The 18,267-nt window shown below is 74.6% G+C and carries 19 protein-coding genes and 1 pseudogene; 14 read left to right on the forward strand and 6 right to left on the reverse strand.

Features of this window, described 5'->3' with window-relative positions; genetic code table 11:
* Window positions 1-25 precede the first annotated feature (25 nt).
* Window positions 26-1,282, forward strand: a complete 1,257-nt coding sequence (locus tag FB586_RS00185; protein WP_136517342.1) for a PEP/pyruvate-binding domain-containing protein — start codon at window positions 26-28, stop codon at window positions 1,280-1,282.
* Window positions 1,283-1,444: 162 nt separating this feature from the next.
* Here the strand turns inward: FB586_RS00185 and FB586_RS00190 are convergent, their stop codons facing one another.
* Window positions 1,445-2,299 (reverse strand): hypothetical protein, encoded by an 855-nt coding sequence (locus FB586_RS00190; protein ID WP_136517343.1) that lies wholly within the window; start codon window positions 2,297-2,299, stop codon window positions 1,445-1,447.
* Window positions 2,300-2,499: 200 nt separating this feature from the next.
* Window positions 2,500-3,189 carry an SDR family oxidoreductase gene (locus tag FB586_RS00195; RefSeq protein WP_136517344.1) on the reverse strand — a complete coding sequence of 230 codons (690 nt, stop codon included), beginning with the start codon at window positions 3,187-3,189 and terminating at the stop codon, window positions 2,500-2,502.
* A 54-nt stretch (window positions 3,190-3,243) separates the two neighbouring features.
* Here FB586_RS00195 and FB586_RS00200 point away from each other — a divergent pair, with 54 nt between their 5' ends.
* Both FB586_RS00200 and FB586_RS00205 read left to right on the forward strand, forming a co-directional pair.
* Window positions 3,244-3,657, forward strand: coding sequence for a MerR family transcriptional regulator (locus FB586_RS00200; protein ID WP_136517345.1), 414 nt, complete (start codon window positions 3,244-3,246; stop codon window positions 3,655-3,657).
* Between the two features lie 69 nt (window positions 3,658-3,726).
* A complete protein-coding gene (locus tag FB586_RS00205; RefSeq protein ID WP_222928248.1) occupies window positions 3,727-3,951 on the forward strand; it encodes a hypothetical protein in 225 nt (74 codons plus the stop codon).
* 118 nt (window positions 3,952-4,069) lie between these two features.
* On the opposite strand, the gene FB586_RS00210 is transcribed toward FB586_RS00205, so the two are convergent.
* Window positions 4,070-4,723 (reverse strand): DUF2306 domain-containing protein, encoded by a 654-nt coding sequence (locus FB586_RS00210; RefSeq protein WP_246036271.1) that lies wholly within the window; start codon window positions 4,721-4,723, stop codon window positions 4,070-4,072.
* Window positions 4,724-4,988: 265 nt separating this feature from the next.
* Here FB586_RS00210 and FB586_RS00215 point away from each other — a divergent pair, with 265 nt between their 5' ends.
* The 6 genes and pseudogenes from FB586_RS00215 (at window position 4,989) to FB586_RS00240 (ending at window position 10,382) form a co-directional block, all read left to right on the forward strand.
* A complete protein-coding gene (locus tag FB586_RS00215; RefSeq protein ID WP_136517347.1) occupies window positions 4,989-5,597 on the forward strand; it encodes a TetR/AcrR family transcriptional regulator in 609 nt (202 codons plus the stop codon).
* A 398-nt stretch (window positions 5,598-5,995) separates the two neighbouring features.
* Complete coding sequence (locus FB586_RS00220) at window positions 5,996-7,480, forward strand: glycoside hydrolase family 43 protein (protein WP_136517348.1); 1,485 nt, start codon at window positions 5,996-5,998, stop codon at window positions 7,478-7,480.
* Between the two features lie 162 nt (window positions 7,481-7,642).
* Entirely contained in the window at window positions 7,643-8,512 is an 870-nt protein-coding gene (locus tag FB586_RS00225; protein WP_246036273.1) for an alpha/beta hydrolase, read from the forward strand.
* A gap of 126 nt (window positions 8,513-8,638) precedes the next feature.
* Window positions 8,639-9,122 (forward strand): annotated as a pseudogene (locus FB586_RS00230) (dihydrofolate reductase family protein); the annotation flags it as partial.
* A gap of 2 nt (window positions 9,123-9,124) precedes the next feature.
* On the forward strand, window positions 9,125-9,931 hold the full coding sequence (locus FB586_RS00235; RefSeq protein ID WP_136517349.1) for a class I SAM-dependent methyltransferase: 807 nt from the start codon (window positions 9,125-9,127) through the stop codon (window positions 9,929-9,931).
* A 100-nt stretch (window positions 9,932-10,031) separates the two neighbouring features.
* Window positions 10,032-10,382, forward strand: coding sequence for a hypothetical protein (locus tag FB586_RS00240; RefSeq protein WP_187697829.1), 351 nt, complete (start codon window positions 10,032-10,034; stop codon window positions 10,380-10,382).
* 100 nt (window positions 10,383-10,482) lie between these two features.
* Here the strand turns inward: FB586_RS00240 and FB586_RS00245 are convergent, their stop codons facing one another.
* Together FB586_RS00245 and FB586_RS00250 are read right to left on the reverse strand one after the other, a co-directional pair.
* Window positions 10,483-11,247, reverse strand: coding sequence for an SRPBCC family protein (locus FB586_RS00245; RefSeq protein ID WP_136517351.1), 765 nt, complete (start codon window positions 11,245-11,247; stop codon window positions 10,483-10,485).
* Window positions 11,248-11,436: 189 nt separating this feature from the next.
* Window positions 11,437-12,276 (reverse strand): helix-turn-helix transcriptional regulator, encoded by an 840-nt coding sequence (locus FB586_RS00250; RefSeq protein ID WP_136517352.1) that lies wholly within the window; start codon window positions 12,274-12,276, stop codon window positions 11,437-11,439.
* Window positions 12,277-12,471: 195 nt separating this feature from the next.
* Between FB586_RS00250 and FB586_RS00255 the strand changes: the two genes are divergently transcribed.
* The 5 genes from FB586_RS00255 (at window position 12,472) to FB586_RS00275 (ending at window position 17,239) form a co-directional block, all read left to right on the forward strand.
* The gene (locus FB586_RS00255) at window positions 12,472-13,233 is read left to right on the forward strand and encodes a DUF3159 domain-containing protein (protein WP_136517353.1); all 762 of its coding nucleotides are present in this window, start codon (window positions 12,472-12,474) and stop codon (window positions 13,231-13,233) included.
* Between the two features lie 44 nt (window positions 13,234-13,277).
* Entirely contained in the window at window positions 13,278-14,246 is a 969-nt protein-coding gene (locus FB586_RS00260) for an SDR family oxidoreductase (RefSeq protein WP_136517354.1), read from the forward strand.
* Between the two features lie 444 nt (window positions 14,247-14,690).
* The gene (gene zapE / locus FB586_RS20285; RefSeq protein ID WP_168800398.1) at window positions 14,691-14,999 is read left to right on the forward strand and encodes an AFG1/ZapE family ATPase; all 309 of its coding nucleotides are present in this window, start codon (window positions 14,691-14,693) and stop codon (window positions 14,997-14,999) included.
* A 176-nt stretch (window positions 15,000-15,175) separates the two neighbouring features.
* On the forward strand, window positions 15,176-15,532 hold the full coding sequence (locus tag FB586_RS00270) for an iron chaperone (RefSeq protein ID WP_136517356.1): 357 nt from the start codon (window positions 15,176-15,178) through the stop codon (window positions 15,530-15,532).
* 105 nt (window positions 15,533-15,637) lie between these two features.
* Window positions 15,638-17,239 (forward strand): cellulase family glycosylhydrolase, encoded by a 1,602-nt coding sequence (locus tag FB586_RS00275; protein WP_136517357.1) that lies wholly within the window; start codon window positions 15,638-15,640, stop codon window positions 17,237-17,239.
* Between the two features lie 18 nt (window positions 17,240-17,257).
* On the opposite strand, the gene FB586_RS00280 is transcribed toward FB586_RS00275, so the two are convergent.
* Window positions 17,258-18,235: an alpha/beta fold hydrolase gene (locus FB586_RS00280; RefSeq protein ID WP_136517358.1), complete on the reverse strand. Its 978-nt coding sequence runs from the start codon at window positions 18,233-18,235 to the stop codon at window positions 17,258-17,260.
* Between the last annotated feature and the right edge of the window lie 32 nt (window positions 18,236-18,267).

Here is an 18,267-nt window from a genome sequence, read left to right on the forward strand (position 1 = left end):
AGTACCGAGCCGAAGGAGGAGCCGGGTGCTCGTGCCGCTGCGCGCCGCGAGCACCCCGAGCTGCGGAAGCAAGGCAGGTGCGCTCGGGGCGCTGCTGCGCGCCGGCCTCCCCGTGCCGGACGGCCACGCCGTCCCGCTCGACGTCTACACGTCCGCCGTCCGCGGGCTGCACCCGGGAACGCTGGCTCGTCGGGAGGGACCAGCGGCGGCGCGCGCGGCGATCCTGGGACGCCCGGTGCCCGCCGGCCTCCGCGAGGCGCTCGCGGCAGCGCTCGAGGCGCTCGGCGGCGGCCCGGTGGCCGTCCGCTCGTCGGCGTCGGACGAGGACGCCCACGACGGCGCTGCGGCTGGGCAGTACACAAGCGTCCTGGCCGTGGACGGCCCCGACGAGGTCGTCGAGGCCGTGCGCACCTGCTGGGCGTCGCTCTACGCGGACACCGCCGTGGCCTACCGCCAGGACCGCGGCCACGACGGGGATCCCGCGATGGGTGTCGTCGTTCAACGGCACCTCGACGCCGAGGCCTCCGGCGTCATGTTCACCCCCGCAGCCCCCGACGCCCCGACGCTCGTCGAAGCCTCCTGGGGACTCGGCCCGAGCGTGGTGGAGGGCACGGTGAACCCCGACGCGTACACCGTCGGTGCCGACGGCTCGGTGGTCACGGTCGTGGCCGACAAGCGGACCCGCCTCGACCGCCGAGGAGACCGGCTCGTGACGCGCGACGTGCCCGCTCCCGACCGCGACCGGCGTGTGCTCGACGACGCCGACGCCCGGCGGCTCGCCGAGCTGGGGCAGCGCATCGCCGCCGCGCTGGGTGGTCCGCAGGACGTCGAGTGGGCGATCGCGGACGGCCGGCCCTGGATCCTGCAGGCCCGGCCGATCACCGCAGCGCTCCCCCACCGGACGGCGCCCTCCCCGACCCCGGCCCCGGCCCCGGCCCCGGCTCCGGCTCCGGGGGCGACGGTCCTGACCGGGGCGCCCGGCAGCCGCGGCACGGCCACCGGCCTCGCGCGGGTCGTCCGCGGCCCCGCGAACTTCGGCCGCGTCGGGCCGGGAGACATCCTCGTCTGCCCCTGGACCGACCCCGGCTGGACGCCGCTGCTGCGGATCGCCGGCGGCGTCGTCACCGAGGTCGGCGGGGTGCTGTCCCACGCGGCGATCGTCGCGCGCGAACGCGGGATCCCCGCCGTGCTGGGCGTCCCGGACGCGACGCTGCTCCTCGCCGACGCGACACCCGTGACCGTCGACGGCACCGCGGGCGTCGTCACGACGACGGTGGACTGACCATGGCAGGCAGCACGACGCGACGGCGGCACCGGCGCGGACGTCCGGCTCGGCGCCTCGGTGCTCCTCACGACCAGCGATCCCGGGTGCGCTCGCCGATGACGTCGACCTCCTCCGCCGCGTGCCGTGGTGCCGCACAGCGGAAGGTCCGCGACGAGACCGTCACCTCAGCGGTGCGCGCACCGGCTCGCCCCCGCCGCCGGTACGGACGACGAGGTGGCTGCCTGCGGGCAGGACCTCCTCGGCCAGCGCGCCGCGCACCGCGTCGACGGTGAGCAGGACGTCCTGCGGGTGGACCCACACCTCGCCGCCCTCAGGGTTCGCGAGGGTGCCGTCCACCGCGGCGGTGCCCTGGAGCGCGCGGTGCAGCAGCCGCTCGACGCGGCGCGCCGCGTCGGCCCCCTCGGGTCCGGGGAGGACGACGCCGACGCGGTCCGGGAGACCGGCGGCCGGCGCACCGGTGGGCCCGGCCGTCCCCATGCCGGCGTCGCCTGCGGGACGGTCGGGACGTTCGGCCGGCAGCCGCCACCAGACCTGCTCACGCACGGGACCCAGCGCTCCCCGCTCCAGCTGGAGCGGCATCCACTGCTCGAGGTAGGCGCTTCCCATCGCGCCCTCGGGCTGGCGTCGCCCGCGCTCGGCGACCGGCACGTGACGCACGTCGAACCGGCGCAACGACTCGTCGAGTCGCGCGACCCGCAGCACCGGTCCGCCGGCAGCGGGGACCTCCGTCTCGACCTCGGGCAGCGGCCACGCCGCGGGGTCGAAGCCGTCCCTGCCGCCGAGGAGCGTCCAGGCGCCGCCGATGGCGAGCCCGGACACGGTGACGGCGAGCAACGCGTCGCCCGGATCGACGTCGCGGACCTCGTCGAGCGTCGGCGGCGACGCCCGCGGCGCGAACACGTAGGTCAGCGTCGAGTGGCGCGCGGGGACGCGGACGACGCGCGCGGGCGCGAACGTGCCGCCGGCGAGCGGGACGACCACCCAGTCACCGGGTGCGTACGCGTGTCGAACCACGGGACGCTCCTCAGGTCAGCGGCGGGGTGGCCCCTGGTCGACCACCCCGCCGAGCACGCCACGTCGTCGGCGGCACCGCGCGAGGGAGCTCTCGACCAGACGTGCGCAGGGGCTGAGCAGAGGGTTGCGCACCGAGGGGGATCACCCGAGCGGCGCAGCATGCGACCGTTCGCACGGATGTCGCCGTTCGCCTCGGGGGGTCAGGCACGCAGGAAGCGGGCGTAGAACACGCGCGGGTCCTCCGCCAGGGACGCCTTCACCATCGCGGTCCACTCGTCGACGACCACTTCCAGGTCGCCCGCCTCGACGGCGTCGAGCGTGCGACGCACCACCACGGCCGGGTCCGTCTTCGGCCCCTCGATCCCCCGCGCCATGTCGGTGTCCGCGAGGCCCAGGTGGACGGACGTGACCCGCGTGCCCTGCCCGGCGAGCTCCAGGCGCAGGGCGTTGCTCATGTTCCAGCTCGCCGCCTTGGACACCGCGTACGCGCCGGCGCCGGGGGCGGCGAACCAGGACAGCGCGGAGGCGACGTTGACGATCGCGCCGCCGCCGTTGGCCGCCAGCACGGGGGCGAAGGCGCGGGCCATCGCCAGGGCGCCCCAGAAGTTGACGTCCATCTCGGCGCGCACGGCGTCGAGGTCGCCCAGGAGCGCGGCGCCGGTGGAGATGCCCGCGTTGTTGACGAGCAGGTCGACGTCGTCGGCGAGCGCGGCGGCCGCGGCGACGGCGCCGGGGTCGGTGACGTCCAGGGCGAGCGGCCGGACGCCCGGCAGGTCGATCGCGCGCGGGTCGCGGGCGGCGGCCCAGACGGTGGCCCCCCGGGCGAGGAGCTCGGCGGCGAAGTGGCGGCCGAGGCCGCGGTTGGCCCCGGTGATCAGTGCGGTGGTCATGGGTGGGACGCTAGGACCTGACGTCGACGTCAGGGTCAAGTGTGGGAGGGACGCGTGCGCATCGGCGAGGTCGCGGCAGGGGCGGGCGTCAGCGTGCGCGCGCTGCGGTACTACGAGGAACAGGGCCTGCTCACCGCCGAGCGGAGCCCCGGCGGGCAGCGTCGGTACGCGCCGGGGACGGTCGAGCGGGTGCGGTTCATCCAGAACCTCTACGCCGCAGGGCTCGGCAGCAAGGCGGTGCTGCGGATCCTGCCGTGCATGGAGCACGGCGTCCTCACGGACGAGATGCACGAGCGGCTGGTGGCCGAGCGGGCGCGCGTGCAGGCGCAGCTCGACGAGCTGACCGCCACACGGGACAAGCTCGACGCCGTCATCCGCGCCGGGCAGGCCCACCGCGACCGGCGGGAGGGCGGGGCGGGCGCCGGGGACCCACGGGGCTGCGCGTCCGCCTTCGCCGAGCGCCCCTAGCTCCCACCCGGCACCGGGGCGACCGTCTGGACCCTCGAGCCCGGCTACATCGGTCTCGACACCTACGACGTGCTGCACCAGCGCGTCGTCTCCCACCACTTCGCCTTCGACGAGGGGCGCCAGGCTCGTCTGTACCGCAGCCCGCACCGCTACGTCTGGCCCGCGGAGCTGGACCTGATGGGCCGGCTCGCGGGTCTGGCGCTCGAGACCCGGCACGCGGACTGGTCCGGCGCCGAGTTCACCGCCGACTCGCGCTCGCACGTGTCGGTCTACCGCTCCCCGTCGACGCCGTAGCGCCGTACCGACCAGAACCGGACCGTCCTGCGGGCGTCGGGGCGGCCGCGGCGTGCCGTCGTCGCCGGCACGAGCGCGGAGGGCGGCGGGCCCGCGTCCGCCACCCCGTGGTCCGCGGTCAGGCCGGGGCCGGCACCAGGCGGTAGGAGGGCAGGCCGCGGCGGCGCACCAGCCACTCCGCGACGACGAGGTTGGGCAGCCAGCACAGGAACGGTACGGCGGCGTACGCGTGAGCGAAGACCACCTCGACGTCGGGCTCGGCGCCGGCGAACGGCAGCTGCACGGCGACGAGCAGGCCGAGCCACGCGCGGAGCGTCACCGCGGCGAAGGTCAGGGCGTAGGTGCGGATCATCCACGCCCGGTGGGAGTCGACGTCGCCGACGCGGATCGCGCGGTAGGCGCGGACGGCCGCCATGGCCCACACCACGGCGAGCGCCCCGAACCCGAAGAACCCGACGATGCCGGCGCTGTTGGTGGGCAGCATGAGCACCGCGCTGACCGCCCCCACCGCGACGCCGCCGAGGTACACGCGACCGAGCAGCCGGTGCGTGCGGCGGGAGCGTCGTCGCAGGCGCTGCGAGAACTGCAGCGGGCCCACGAGCAGGGCGACCGACGAGGCGACGATGTGGACGTAGAGCGCCCCCTGGACGAACGCCGGCAGCACGGCGTAGGCGGCTGCGAGCCCCGCGCCGTCCTCGGCGAGCGCCTCGAGACCGGCGAGCGCGTAGGCGCCGGAGGACGCGACGGTGACGCCGAGAGCGAGGAGGCCCACGACGACGAGGCCGGCCGGGCCGGGTCGCCGGGCGGCGGTCGGGCGAGCCGCTGTCCCGGGCGCAGCAGGACCGGGCGCACCGGTCCCGGGCGCAGCCCTGGTGGGCGCGGCGGCCCCGGACACGACCGTCCCGGGTGAGGCGGCGGCGGGATCCGGCGAGGGCGCCGGTGACGGCGGGGCGACGGTCATCGGGACTCCCGGGATGCTAGTGCCATTCACATTGTGAGCACCATGAACATATGCACGCGATGTTACGGTCGTCAACATGCCGTCCACGACGCGTTCCGACGGTGCACGTCCCGCGCGCCCCGCCTACCACCACGGCGCGCTGCGGACCGCCCTGCTCGACGGCGCCCGCGAGATGCTCGTCGAGCGCGGCCCCGACGGGTTCAGCCTCAGCGCGCTCGCGCGCCGGGTGGGGGTGAGCACCGCAGCGCCCTACCGGCACTTCGCCGACCGGGACGCCCTGCTGTGCGCCCTCGCCGACGAGGGCTACGTCGCCTTCGGCGCGGCGCTCGACGCAGCGGTCCGTGCCTCGTCGGGCCCGCGCGACCGTCTGCGACGGCTCGGCATCGCCTACCTGCGCTACGCCGCCGAGAACCCCGCCGTGTTCGCGATCATGTTCACGGCCAGGCTCGGGGGGACGAGCGAGGTCGGGCCGCCGACGTTCCGGCCCCTCGTCCAGGCCGTGGTCGACGCGCAGGCGAGCGGTGACCTCCCCGCCGACGAGCCGACCGCGGCGATCGCCCGCACGCTCTGGGCGTCGCTGCACGGGCTGGCGGTGCTGGGCGAGCGCGGCGGCCTGGCCAAGCTGGGCCTGGACGACACCCCCGAGCGGCTCGTCGACGACCTGCTCGCCCTCGCGCTGCGCTGACGTCCGGCACGGGTCCGTCCGCGTGCCGGGCCCGAGCCGGCCGACCCCGGGGCCGTGCGGGACTCCGTGAAGCGTTTCACTCGCCGCTCGCGCCCTGTCCGCCGCTCGCGTGGCGTGCCAATGTGAGCGCAAACATCCGGCACGACAGGGTCCGGGGTTCGGACACCAGACGACGACGTCTGCCACACCTGCTCACGACCAGGGCGCTCCCGCGGCGGGACCCAGGCAACCGCTGCGACGTGCGCCGGTTCGGAGGAGGTCCGTGTCCCGGCTCTCCGCCGGGTCCTGGCAGAACGTGCACGTCGAGACCCCCGGCCCTCGCACGGCCACGACGACCGGGCGTCGCCCCGAACCCCCGAGTCCCGCTCGAACACCGTCGATCACCAGGGAGTGCTCTCATGAGCTTGACGTCCTCCGGACGGCGCGTCACCACCGTGGTGTCCGCCTTCCTGGCCACCCTCGCGCTGCTCGCCGGCTGGTTGGTGGTGAGCGCCGAGCGCGCCGCCGCGCTGGACCCGTTCACCGGGTACCTGATGGCCCACTTCACCGGCGAGTCGGCCAACGGCGAGCAGATCTACCTCGCCCACAGCACCGACGGCCTCAACTGGACCGACCTGAACAACGGCGCTCCCGTGCTCACCTCCACCGTCGGCACCCGGGGCGTCCGTGATCCCGCGATCGTCCGCTCCCCGAACGGCGACCGCTACTGGATCATCGCCACGGACCTGCGGATCGCGAGCGGCACCTCGTGGGCCGACGCGGCCAACCGCGGCAGCAGGAGCCTGGTCGTGTGGGAGTCCACCAACCTCGTGGACTGGTCCGCACCGCGTCTGGTCGGCGTCGCCAACGGCATCAGCGGGGCCGGAGACGCGTGGGCACCCGAGGCGATCTTCGACCCCGCCACGAACGACTACGTCGTCTACTGGGCCACGAACTCGCCCCTCAACGGTGTCACCAAGCACCGCATCTGGTACTCGCGCACCTCGGACTTCCGCACCTTCACCTCGCCGCAGGTCTACATCGACCGCGGGGGGAACACCGCCACGATCGACACGCAGGTCGTCGAGGTCCCCAACCGCACCGGCGGCTACCGCTTCTACCGCGCCTCCGCGGACGGGATCATCGCCTCCGACGGCGACATCACCATCGAGGCGTCGAACTCGGTCCTCGACTCCTGGACGAACCTCGGCAACCTGCGCCACCTGAACATCTCCAACGCCGGATTCGGCAACGCGGTCGAGGGCCCGATGTGGATGCCGTTCAACAACGGCACCTCCTGGGCGCTCTGGCTCGACCAGTACGGCACCGGCCGGGGCTACATGCCGCTCCGCTCCGCCGACCTCGGCAACGTGCGGAACTTCCAGACCGTCAGCGGCTACAGCCTCGGTGCCAACCGGAAGCGGCACGGCTCGATCCTGCAGCTGACCGCTGCGGAGTCCAGCCGGGTCCAGGCCCGCTGGGGCCGCAGCACCACCGCCGTCCAGCGGCTCCAGTCGTACAACTTCCAGGACCGCTACGTCCGCCACGCCGACTTCGACGTCCGGATCGACCCCAACGTCACCCCCGCCCAGGACGCGCAGTGGCGCATCGTGCCCGGACTGGTGGGCACCGGCACCGTGTCCTTCGAGTCGGTCAACTACCCCGGCCACTACATGCGCCACCGGGACTACGACATGGTGCTGGAGCAGAGCGACGGCTCGAGCGCGTTCCGCGCCGACGCCAGCTTCACGCCCGTCGCGGGCCTGGCCTCCTCCTCGTGGACGTCGTACCGGTCGTACAACTTCCCCGACCGCTACCTCCGCCACTCCGGCTACGTCCTGCGGATCGATCCGATCAGCGACGCGACCGGACGAGCCGACGCCACCTTCCGCGTGGTGAGCTGACGTCGCCAGAGCGTGACGACGACGGGTGGTGCGTCCCGGCACGGGGCGTACCACCCGTCGCGGCGGGGCCTCGCGACCAGTCAGCGCCCGTGGCGCTACCGTGACGACGGCGGGCGTCCGCGGTGGGAGGCAGCCCGTCGCGCGTCGCGTTCTCAGGAGGTCGTGGTCGTCGTGACTCGGCCGGGCCCGTCCGAGCAGGTGCCGCGGGGCCTCGCGCGCCGACTGGGGCGCGGCGTCGCCCTGGTCCTCGCCTGCGCCCTGGTGCTGGTCACACTGGTGGCCGTGCTGCAGCGAGCGCTGATCTACGCCCCCGACCGGACCGACGTCGGCTCGGTCGCGGAGCGCCTGCCCGGCGGGCGAGACCTCACCCTGCGGACCGAGGACGGGCTCGAGCTGACGGCGTGGCTCGTCCCGCCGAGCGGTGCGGACCGGGACGTCGCCGTCCTGTACCTGCCGGGCAACGGCGGCAACCGGCTCGGTCGGCTGGACCTGGCGCGGGAGATCGCGAGCCGGGGGTTCACGGTGCTCCTGCTGGAGTACCGCGGGTACGGCGGCAACCCGGGTCGCCCGAGCGAGGAGGGCCTCGCGCTCGACGCCCGTGCCGCGGCGGCGGCGCTCCGCGCGGAGGGCTTCGAGCCGGCCCGGACCCTGTACGTCGGGGAGTCGATCGGCACCGGCGTGACGTCGCGTCTGGTCACCACGGACCCGCCCGCCGGTGTGCTGCTGCGGTCGCCGTTCCCGTCGCTCGTCGACGTGGCGCGCGCACAGCTCCCGTTCCTGCCCGTCGGACTGGTCCTGCGCGACCGGTTCCCGAGCGCGGAGCACCTGGCCGGCAGCGAGGTCCCGGTTCTCGTGCTGCACGGCACCGCCGACGACGTGGTGCCGTCCCGGCTCTCGGCCGAGCTCGCGTCGCAGGTGGGCAACCTGCAGGGCGAGGTCGTGGTGCCGGGCGCGGGGCACAACGACCGCATCTGGTTCGGCCCCTTCCTGGCCGACGCCGTCGTCGACCTCGCGGACGGGGTCGTCTCGTAGGCGGCTCCGGACGAGCTCGACGAGCTCCCGCGAGCGCGTCGGACAACGCGCGTGGCGGTCGACGCGGGAGCGAGCAGGCTGGAGATCGGCAACCTGCGGGTGGGCGGGCAGCGCACGGGCTGCGCGATGAGACCGCTCCGCTACTCGATCGACGTCACGCTCGACGGCTGCTGCCACCACGAGGCAGGGCTCCCGCCCGACGAGGAGTCGATGCGCTACTGGACCGCCGAGATGGAGCGGGCCGACGCCCTGCTGCTCGGGCGGGTGACCTACCGGATGATGGAGTCGGCGTGGCGGAGGCCGGCCACGGGCACGTGGCCCGACTGGATGGGCGAGTGGGAGATCCAGTTCGCCGAGGCCATCGAACCGGGCGAGGAAGTACGTCGTGTCGAGCACCCTGAGCAGCATCGACTGGAACGCCGAGCTCGTGCGGGGCGACGCCGGCGGAGCGGTCCAGCGGCTCAACCAGGAGCCCGGCAAGGGCCTGTGGGTGGGTGGGGTGACCCTCCCGCTGGCGCTGGCGGACCTGGGGTTGATCGACGAATACGAGCTCCTCGTGCAGCCGGCCCGCGCGGGATGCGGCGTGACGCGACCATCCGGTAGGACGGAGCCGTGATCCACGCCCAGGCACAGCTCGACGACGCGATCCGCGCCTACTACGACACGTCCGACGAGGGCTCCCGGCTCACCCGCTCGGTCGGCGGGCAGATCGAGCTGACCCGGGTCCGCCGGCTCGTCGGTGCCCGGCTCGCACCCGGCTCACGGGTGCTCGACGTCGGCGGCGCGACCGGCGTGCACGCGCGCTGGCTCGCGGCTGCCGGTCATGAGGTGACGCTCGTCGACCCCGTCCCCTCCCAGGTCGCCGTTGCGGCGCGTGCCGGCACGTTCGGCGCCGTGGTCGGCGACGCGCGCGACCTTCCGGCGCCCGATGCAAGCGTCGACGCCGTGCTGCTGCTCGGACCGCTCTACCACCTGGTCACCCGGGACGACCGGATGGGCGCCCTCGCGGAGGCCCGTCGGGTCCTCCGACCGGGCGGCATCGTGTTCGCTCAGGCCATCGGACGCCTGACGGCCTTCACGGACGCCGCGACGGTCCGCGGCTTCCCGACCCTCGACCAGGACGACATGCGTGTGCTGCGCACCGGAGAGTGGACCAACCCCGGACCGGGCTTCCCCGGTGGCCACTTCCACACCGCCGCGGAGCTGCGCGCGGAGGTCGAGGAGGCGGGGTTCGCGGATGTCCTGCTCCACGGGCTGGAGGGACCGAACGTCGGCATGCTCGAGCTCGTCGCCGACGACGAGGCTCTCGTGCGGTCGGGGACGGAGCTCGTCGAACGCCTCGAGGCACGCGTCGGGGCCGACCGCCGCGACCTGCTCGCCGAGGCGAGCCCGCACATCCTGGCCGTCGGGACCCGCTGACGCGCCTCGTCCCCAGGCCGCGGAGGACGTCGAGCCCCCGTCGCGGGCGACGGACGGCGTGGCGCAAACCGCTACCCCGGGGAAGCGGTCGACTGACACCATGCCGCGCGTGGAGACCGTGACGCTGTGGCGACCGACAGGACCGGAGGAGCTGGCGCTCGTGGAGGCGGCGGGGTGGCGCGCATGGCCGGCCCGGCTTCCGGACCAGCCGATCTTCTACCCCGTGCTCAACGAGGACTACGCGACGCGGATCGCCAGGGACTGGAACGTCAAGGCCAGCGGCGTCGGGTACGTGACCCGCTTCGACGTCGAGAAGGAGTTCCTCGACCGCTACGACGTCCAGCAGGCGGGCGGGCAGACGATCCTCGAGTACTGGATCCCGGCTGAGGACCTCGAGGACCTCAACCGGCACATCGTCGGGACCATCGAGGTGGTCGCGGAGTACCGCTAGATGTGCTCACGCAGACGTCACACACCGACGGGGCGCCGGAGGTCCGGCGCCCCGTCGGGACGTGCTCGGCGCCGTGCGCCGTGCAGCTGCGCGCTATCGATCAGATCCGCGTGCCGTCGCCGTCGACGTCGTCCCGCACCACGAGCGGGTCGGCCTCCAGGCCGCTCGCCGGCGCGGTCGTGGGCGTCACGGTCTCGTCGACGACGGGGACGACGGGCGGCGTCGGGTTCGACAGGTCGGCTCCCACCGCCTCGGTCTCGTCGGAGCCGCTGCTCCTGCCGGCCACCACGGCCGCCGCCGCAGCCGCCGCGACACCGAGCCCGGCGGCAGCCGCCTTGCCGGAGACCCCGGCGTGGCCGCTGTCCCCGCGCGACGCCGCTGCGGCCTCGACCCCGGGCGTGCCCGCGGTCCCGGTCCCGATCGTCCCGCGCCAGGCGCCCGTCGCGTAGCCCTCGTCCTCGATGAACGCCTTGAACCGCTCGAGGTCGCGCTCGGCCTGGTTCTCGACGACGTTCAGCTTGTCGCCGACCTTCTCGACGAGGCCCTCGGGCTCGTACTCGAGCGACAGGTGCACGGACGTCTGGCCGCCGCCGACGTCCTCGAACGTCACGGCGCCCGCGTTGGTCGCGCCCGACGTCGCCGCCCACGACACCTTCTGGTCCGGCACCTGGTCGAGGACCTGCGCCTCCCACTCGCGCTTCACCCCGGCGATCTCGGCGACCCAGTGCAGGCGGTCGTCGCCCAGCTGCGTCACCTTCTTCACGCCGCCCATGAAGTGGGGGAACTCCTCGAACTGCGTCCACTGGTTGTAGGCGACGCTGATCGGCACGTTCACCAGGATCGACTTCTCGACCTTCGTCGTCATGAGCTCTCCTCGGGTTGAGCCGTGGCACCGCAGGGGCCCTGCGATGCCGCTCTGTCAGCATCACCCCGGGCCGGTCGTCGTGCCCGACGAGCAGGTGCACGCGTTCTGGAACGAGCACGAGCGGGGCGTCGGCACGTCCCGCGTGACGAGGCGGTGCGCACGATCGACCGCCTGCAGCGGCGCGTCCCGTCACCCCAGCGGCTGCGCCCCCACCACCGACAGCAGCTCCAGCCGCTCGTAGCTCTCCGACCCCGGCACCGCCGTGTAGACGAGCAGCAGGTGCTGCTGCTGGGGGTCGACGAGCGTCTGGCAGTGCAGCTCGAGCACGCCGACCTGCGGGTGCACGAACCGCTTGACGTCGTCCACCCGCACCCCGACCTCATGCGCGTCCCAGAGCTGTCGCAGCTCCTCGCTGCGGGCGAGCGCGAGCTCGGCGAGCTGGGCGGCGCGGGAGCCGGGCCCCCGTAGCGTGACGAGCCGCCGTAGGTGCGAGGCGTAGACGCGGGACAGGTGGTCGTGGTCCTCCGGCGCGTGGAGCGCGCGGGCGGACGGGTCGGTGAACCAGCGGTAGCCGATGCTGCGGGCGGGCCCGCCGTGGACGGTCGCGTCGCCGGTGAGCGCCACGCACAGCGGCGTCTGGCGCAGCGTCTCGCCCAGCTCGGTGACGATCTCGGCGGGCGTGTCCGTCAGGCGGTCGAGGATGCGCAGCAGCCCGGGGCTGACGTGCTCGCTGAGAGCCCCGCGCGGCGGCGGCCGGTGCCCCGCCAGCAGGAAGAGGTGGTCGCGCTCGTCGAGGCTGAGGTGCAGGCCCTGCGCGATCGACGCGACCATCTGCTCCGACGGCCTCGGCCCCCGCTCGCGCTCGAGCCGCGCGTAGTAGTCGGTCGACATGTGGCACAGCGCCGCGACCTCCTCCCGGCGCAGCCCCTCCGTGCGTCGGCGCTGCCCCCGCGGCAGCCCCACGTCCTGCGGCTGCATCGCGTGCCGCCGGCTGCGGAGGAACTCCGCCAGCCCTGCTCGGTCGATCACTCGTCCACGCCCTTCCGGTCCGGTCCCCCGTTCCTACCGTCCCGGTGGTCCCCGTAGCCACGCCCTGCCGATCCCCCGCTGGACCCGTGCGCGCCCCCGACGGCGCGGCGCCAGGGGCGGATCGGCAGGCCCTGGCTGCGGTCCGGCGGGCGGCCGAGGGTGGGAGCACAGCCCGCCCGACCGAGGAGGAACACGATGACCCAGCACCTGGCCGTCGACGCACGAGCCCACCAGCAGCCCGCCGCCGGCGCCCCGCCCGGCGGCGTCAGCGCGACCGTACGGCGGCTGCTCGACCTGCCCGATCCCGTGGAGGAGTCCGCGGCGCGGGCCACGGCGCGGCGGACCCTCGAGCGCCTCGGCGGGCCCGTCGGGCTGGCCGTCGCCACCGCGCCGACCGTCGCGTTCGTGGCGGCCGACGCGGCCGCGGGCCTGGGGCCGGCCTTCGTCGCCCTGGGTGTCACGGCGGTGTCGGCGACCGCGGTCCGGCTCGCCCGCCGCGAGCCGCCGGGCGCAGCCGTCGCGGGGCTCGTCGTCGCCGCGGTGTGCGCCACGGTCGCGGCCGTCGCGGGCGAGGCGCGGGCGTTCTTCCTGCCCACGATGGTGCTGCCCGTCGTGTTCGTCCTCGCGTACGTCGTGGCGTTCGCGGCGCGCCGGCCGCTCACGGGCTTCATGGTGAACCGGCTGGCCGGCGGCCCGCGCGACTGGTACCGGCGCCCCGCGCTGCGGCGCGTCTACGTCGTCAGCTCGCTCGTGGGGCTGGCCATGGCCGCGGCGAACCTCGTCGTCCGGGTCGTCTTCTACCTCGCCGACGAGCCGGCCGCCCTGGCCGCGGTCCAGGTCGGCGCGACGTCCGCGTTCGCCGTCCACTTCGCCGTGACGCTCGTCGTCGCCCGTCGCGTCGTCGGTGGACGGCTCACGGCGGCCCTGCCGCCGGCGCCCGCACCGGCCTCCCGCTGAACCCCGCCGCCCGTTCCGTCCGCACGAGCCGAAGGAGCACGACCATGCCTCGTACCCCGCACCTGCCCCTGCCCGACCTCACCGGCCGCCGCGCCCTCGTCACCGGCGGCAGCGACGGGATCGGCCTCGGCATCGCCCTGCGGCTCGCGGCCGCCGGTGCGGAGCTGCTGCTGCCCGTCCGCAACCGCACCAAGGGTGGGGCCGCCGTGGAGCACATCCGCCGCGCGCACCCCGGGGCGCGGGTGACGCTGCACGACCTCGACCTCGCGTCCCTCGGCTCCGTGGCCGCCCTCGGCGAGGAGCTGCGCGGCGACGGCCGGCCGGTCCACCTGCTCGTCAACAACGCGGGGGTCATGACCCCGCCGGACCGGCAGACGACCGTCGACGGCTTCGAGCTGCAGCTCGGCACGAACCACCTGGGGCACGTGGCCCTCGTGGCGCACCTCCTGCCCCTGCTGGCCGCGGGCCGGGCCCGTGTGACGTCCCAGCTCAGCGTGGCCGCCCGGTACGGCGCGGTGGGCTGGACCGACCTCAACTCCGAGACGTTCTACGACGGCCGGCGCGCGTACGCCCAGTCGAAGGTCGCGTTCGGCCTGTGGGCCCTCGAGCTGGACCGGCGCAGCAGCGCCGCCGGCTGGGGCATCACGAGCAACGTCTCGCACCCGGGCGTCGCCCCGACGAGCCTGCTCGTCGCCCGCCCGGAGATCGGCCGGGACCGTGACACCCCCCAGATCGCCCTGATCCGCCGGCTGTCGCGCGCGGGCGTCCTGCTCGGCACCGCGGAGAGCGCCGGGCTGCCCGCGCTGCTCGCCGCCACGTCCCCGCAGGCGCAGGGCGGGCGCCTCTACGGCCCGTCCGGTCCCGGCAACCTCGGCGGCGCCCCCGCGGAGCACGCCCTGTTCCGCCCGCTGCGCGACGTGGCGGAGGCCGGGCGCGTGTGGCGGGTCTCCGAGGAGCTGACGGGGGTCCCGTTCCGGCTCCCCGCCGCGACCGGGCGTGCCCCCCGCGCGTGAGCCGGTCCGGCCGGGTGCGTCCCGCCGTCGCCGGGCCCGGGGCGCACCCGTCCCGTCCCTCGCCGGTACCCGCCCCCGGCGAGTGGCGCGGCACGGCGGGCGCCGTGGGGCAGGCTTCCGGCATGCGCGCGATCCGCCCTGCCACGCGGTCGAGGGACGACCTGCGCCGGCACTTCGACGACGCGGCGCAGCGGCTCGGGTCGCTGCCCGACCCCGCGCCACCACCACCTCGTCCTGCCCCTCGTCGCTGCGCTCGAGCGCACGTGCGAGGTGCTGGAGGTCGCAGGGCCGGTGGACCACCGCGGTAGGGCACGGCGGCGCCCGTCCGGGCTGGTCGAGCGGCGCGTGGCTCACGCCGGGCAGCGCCGCCCAGCTGGCCGCCGTGGGCCTCGGTGCGCCGGTGCCGCAGGACCGCCGGCAGCTGCGTGTGGGCGGCCGCCCGCTGTGGACGACCGGCGTGGCGGACGACGTCGTCCACCTCCACTTCACGGAGCTCTGCGAGGCCCCACCTCGACCGGTGACCTGCTGGAGCTGGCCGATCGCTACCGGACCCTCGTCCTCGCCGGTGTCCCTGCGCTCTCGAGCGCGACGGAGGACGCCCGTCGCCGCTTCGCCGACCTCGTCGACGTCTGCTGGGACCGCGACGTCCGGCTCGTGGTCCTCGCCGCCCGAGGTGCGACGGAGACCCTGGACGCCGGCGTCACCGACCACGCGCGCACGGCGAGCCGCCTCAGTTTGCTCCGGCACGCGTGAGGACCCGGGCGTCGCGTGCACCGCGGCGTCGTCACGGGCCGCCTCCTGGTGCGCTCGGCCGGCCTGCGGGCGCTCCTCGTCACCGTCCCCCGTCCCTTGCCGGCGCCGCCGCGTCGCTGCCAGCCTGGAGGTCCCGTGGTCCAGGTGCGCCACGCCGTGAGGAAGGAGCCGCGACCATGGCCACGGTGGCCGACCACGACGCCTACGTCGCCGCAGCGCCGGAGCCCTTCCGGCCCGTGCTGGAACGGCTGCGCGCGATCCTGACCCGCGCCCTGCCAGACGCCGAGGAGATCGTGGCGTACGGCATGCCCGGCTTCCGGGTGGGCGACTCGGTGGTCGCGAGCTACGCGGCGTTCAGCAGGCAGTGCGGGCTGTACGTCCTCCCGCACGCGGTCTCCGAGCACGCCGAGGAGATCGCGGCCGCCGGTCTGAAGGCGACCAAGACCGGCATCACCTTCTCGCCGCGTCGCCCGGTCCCGGACGACCTCGTCGAACGGCTGGCGCGGACGTCCCGCGAGGGCGCCGGGGCCTGACGGCTCGGGACGACCGCGACACCATGTGAAGCGCTTCGACGGGGTGTGCACGGGCGCACCGGTCTGGTGGCATGACCTGCCCCCACTCCTGGAAGGAACCCTCCCGTGCACGTTCTGCGCAAGGTGCTGACCGCGACCGCGGCAGCCGTCGTCGCCGTCGTCGGCTCGGTCGCGGCCACCGGGACGGCGAGCGCCGCCGCCGGCTGCCGGGTCGACTACACCGTGGCCAGCCAGTGGCAGGGCGGCTTCCAGGCCAACGTGCAGGTGACCAACCTCGGCGACCCCGTCACCGGGTGGGACCTGCGCTTCTCGTTCGGCGCCGGGCAGGTCGTCAGCCAGCTCTGGAACGGCGTCGTGACGCAGTCCGGCGCGGCCGTCTCGGTGCGCAACGCCCCGTACAACGCGTCCCTGCCCGGCAACGGCTCGGCGTCGTTCGGCTTCACCGGCACGTCCACCGGCAGCAACCCCGTGCCGACCACGTTCACGCTCAACGGCGTCACCTGCACCGGCCGCCCGGTCAGCCCGACCAGCACGCCGTCCACCTCGCCGACGAGCACGCCCACCCAGTCACCGCGGCCGACCACCACGCCGTCCCCCACGCCCACCAGCGGACCGGTCACGGTCGGCGCCCGGCAGCTCGTCGCCGACATGGGCGCGGGCTGGAACCTCGGCAACCAGCTCGAGGCGAACATCGACGGCGTGCCGAGCGAGACGGCGTGGGGCAACCCCGTCGTCACGGGCGCGCTCCTCGACCGGGTCAAGGCCGCCGGCTTCCGGACCGTCCGCATCCCCGTGTCGTACCTCGCGAAGATCGGCCCCGCCCCGAGCCACACGGTCGACCCGGCCTGGCTCGCGCGGATCCAGGAGGTCGTCGACCTCGCGTACGACCGCGGGCTGCACGTGATCATCAACATGCACGGCGACGGCTACAAGAGCGTCGGCGGCGCCTGGCTCATCTGCGACGCGGCGAACCAGGACCAGATCCGGGACAAGTACCGAGCGGTCTGGCAGCAGGTGGCGACCCGGTTCCAGGGGTACGGCGGGCGCCTGATCTTCGAGTCGATGAACGAGAACTTCGACGGGCAGTACGGCGCCCCCACGCAGCCCTGCTACTCGAACATCAACGCGTACAACCAGATCTTCGTCGACACCGTGCGCCGCACCGGCGGCACGAACACCTCGCGGTGGCTGCTCGTGCCCGGCTGGAACACGAACATCGACTACACCACCGGCGGCTACGGCTTCGTGATCCCCAGCGACCAGCACCGGTCCTCCGCGATCCCCGCGAACGAGCAGCGCCTCATGATCTCCGCGCACTACTACGACCCGTGGGACTTCACCGGCACGGAGAGCGGTGCGATCACGCAGTGGGGCCCGAACGCGACCGACCGCGCGCGGACCTCGACCTGGGGCCAGCAGGACTTCATGGACGCGCAGCTGAAGAAGATGCACGACGCGTTCGTCGTCAAGGGCTACCCCGTCTTCATCGGCGAGTACGGCTCGATCGACAAGACCGCGTTCGACGCGTCGAACGACCGGTACCGCGCCGACTACGCGCGGACCCTCGTCGCGACGGCGAAGAAGTACGGCGCCGCCACCGCCTACTGGGACAACGGCCACAACGGTCAGTACGGGTTCGCGCTGTTCGACCGGCGGACCGCGACGGTGACCGAGCAGGGGATCATCGACGCGATCATGGGCCGCTGACCGCGGCCGCCCGGCGGGCTACCCGGCGTCCCGCTGCTCCAGCCAGGTGAGGATCGCCCGGGTCGTCTCGTCGGGGAGCTCCTGCTGGATCCAGTGGCCGCAGTCGAGCTCGACCACGTCGACGTCCGGCACGAACGTGGTCAGGTGCGGCGCGCGCGCGACGGTGTCCCGGGTCCCGTAGACCATCAGGGCGGGGCGGCGGACGACCGGGTCGACATCCGCGAGCAGGTGCCAGTTGCGGTCCAGGTTCCGGTACCAGTTCAGGCCGGCGGTGAACCCGGACGCCTCGAAGGCGGAGACGAAGACGGCCAGCTCGTCGTCGCTCATCAGCGGCTCGCCGAGCGGCGCCTCCTGGCGGGCGACGTCGATCAGCATCATCCCCGAGGGCGGCGCCGCGGGCGGCAGGTCCGTGCGGTACAGGTTGCGCAGGAAGCGGGCCGGGTCAGCCTCGAGCACGGCGTCCGCGACGCCGGGCTGCCGGTTGAGGTGGACGAAGTAGAAGTCCTCGCCGAGCACGTCGGCCATGACCTCGACCCACGGCCGCTCCCCGCGCTCCTGGTACGGCAGGCTCAGCGCGACCACCTTGTCGACCCGGCTCGGGTGCAGCACGGCCAGCCCCCACACGACCATCGCGCCCCAGTCGTGACCGACGAACACGGCGTCGTCGTAGCCGTAGTGGTCGAGCAGGGCCACGAGGTCACCGGTCAGGTGCGTGATGTCGTAGTCCGTCACCTCGGTGGGGCGGGACGAGCCGCCGAACCCCCGCTGGTTCGGCGCGATGACGTGGTAGCCCGCGGCGGCGAGGGCGTGCACCTGGTGCCGCCAGGAGTACGCGAGCTCGGGCCACCCGTGGCACAGGACGACGGGCCGGCCGGCGTTCTCGCGGCCGGCCTCGAACACCTCGAGCTCCACGCCGCCGAGCGGCACGAGGGTGGGCTCGGGGAAGGCGGCGAGGTCGGGGCGGGACGGGGCGGAGGGACTGCTCGGTGAGGTCATGCCGCCATCGTCCGGACCGAACAGGTCACCTC

This window comes from Cellulomonas telluris (assembly GCF_004886325.1).
GTDB classification, from domain to species: Bacteria; Actinomycetota; Actinomycetes; order Actinomycetales; family Cellulomonadaceae; genus Cellulomonas; species Cellulomonas telluris.